Genomic DNA, 611 nt, shown 5'->3' on the forward strand with positions numbered 1-611 from the left:
ACGGATCAAAGCTTGTTTGCCAGCTCCCCGTAGCTTTTCGCAGGCTACCGCGTCCTTCATCGCCTGTGATCGCCAAGGCATCCACCACATGCACTTGTTCGCTTGACCCTATAACGAGTCTGTCTCGTTACAGGTTGAGTTCTCGCGTTGTGCCGTATTCCAATTGAGTCAAACATAGAGTTCGAATCATCTTGAGATACATCGATACAATCACAACCCGGATAACTTTCACGTCCATCTCAAGACGCTTCCGCTATCCAAATTACTTACTTCTTCCAGATTGTTAAAGAACGACAGCCGATACTTTCGTACCGCTCTGACTGGCTCAATCGCCAATGAGAAAAACTCGAACCAAACTTCATTCGAATGTTTGTCATTGATGATTATCGAAAGCGGCCGGCATTATAACCGATTAAACCGCTAACAGACAGTCTTTCTGTCTTTATCAACAGCCGATAAGCGTGAGCGCTCAACTTGGCGAGATAGCTCTGGAAAGGAGGTGATCCAGCCGCACCTTCCGATACGGCTACCTTGTTACGACTTCACCCCAGTCATGAATCCTACCGTGGTGACCGTCCTCCTTGCGGTTAGACTAGCCACTTCTGGTAAAA

Annotated in this window: 2 rRNA genes; both read right to left on the reverse strand. The window is 47.8% G+C overall.

Features of this window, described 5'->3' with window-relative positions:
• Positions 1-108, reverse strand: a 23S ribosomal RNA gene (locus LGM89_RS37055); the annotation flags it as partial.
• A 384-nt stretch (positions 109-492) separates the two neighbouring features.
• Positions 493-611, reverse strand: a 16S ribosomal RNA gene (locus LGM89_RS37060); the annotation flags it as partial.

Source organism: Burkholderia sp. AU31624, assembly GCF_020420065.1.
In the GTDB taxonomy this organism is placed as follows: Bacteria; Pseudomonadota; Gammaproteobacteria; order Burkholderiales; family Burkholderiaceae; genus Burkholderia.